The organism is Caballeronia sp. LZ008, assembly GCF_031451435.1.
Lineage (GTDB): Bacteria > Pseudomonadota > Gammaproteobacteria > Burkholderiales > Burkholderiaceae > Caballeronia > Caballeronia zhejiangensis.
In genome coordinates this window covers 1-481 of record NZ_JARUXK010000038.1, presented here as the reverse complement: position 1 = coordinate 481, position 481 = coordinate 1, and the positions used below count along the sequence as shown (strand labels likewise).

The 481-nt window shown below is 63.0% G+C and carries 2 protein-coding genes; both read left to right on the top strand.

Going from position 1 to position 481, the window contains the following annotated elements; genetic code table 11:
- On the top strand, positions 1 to 226 hold a 226-nt coding region (locus QCE49_RS33615), incomplete at its 5' end, for a hypothetical protein (RefSeq protein ID WP_309806862.1).
- 33 nt (positions 227 to 259) lie between these two features.
- Positions 260 to 481 (top strand): hypothetical protein (locus QCE49_RS33610; RefSeq protein ID WP_309806861.1); only part of this gene is annotated, 222 nt, incomplete at its 3' end.

Sequence of the window (481 nt, the reverse complement as noted above, 5' to 3'; positions counted from 1 at the left end):
ATCCCTGCCCGCGCTCGCGGGATCGGCGGCATCGGTTGCACAGGCTGCACTTACGGGCGGTGCGGGCGCAGCGCTCCACACGGCAGCGCAAACCGTTACGCAAGCCGCCATTGGCTCGATGGGTCAGCCACTCGGCCAGGTCACGCAACGCGCGGCCGGGACGCCACTGACGGGCATGGGACAGCAATCCACGCCGACGCTCGCCAAGTCCCTGACGTCGAAGTAACTCGCACTATTCACGCATAAGAACCAACAAGAAATGTCTACACCCGCAACACCGAGCAAGCCCGCGCCGCGACAGATCGCGCCGGCTATCAAACAGAATGCCGAAGAGCGGCGCGTCGTTACTTACGAAATCACGCCCGCCAACCCGACGCCGAAGACCCAGCCGAAGCTCACGCAGGCCACCGTCGATTCGGTCAAGAACCACAGTCAGGAAATCTTCGTCCAGTGCCTTTACATGCTGCCTGTCGTCGGCAAC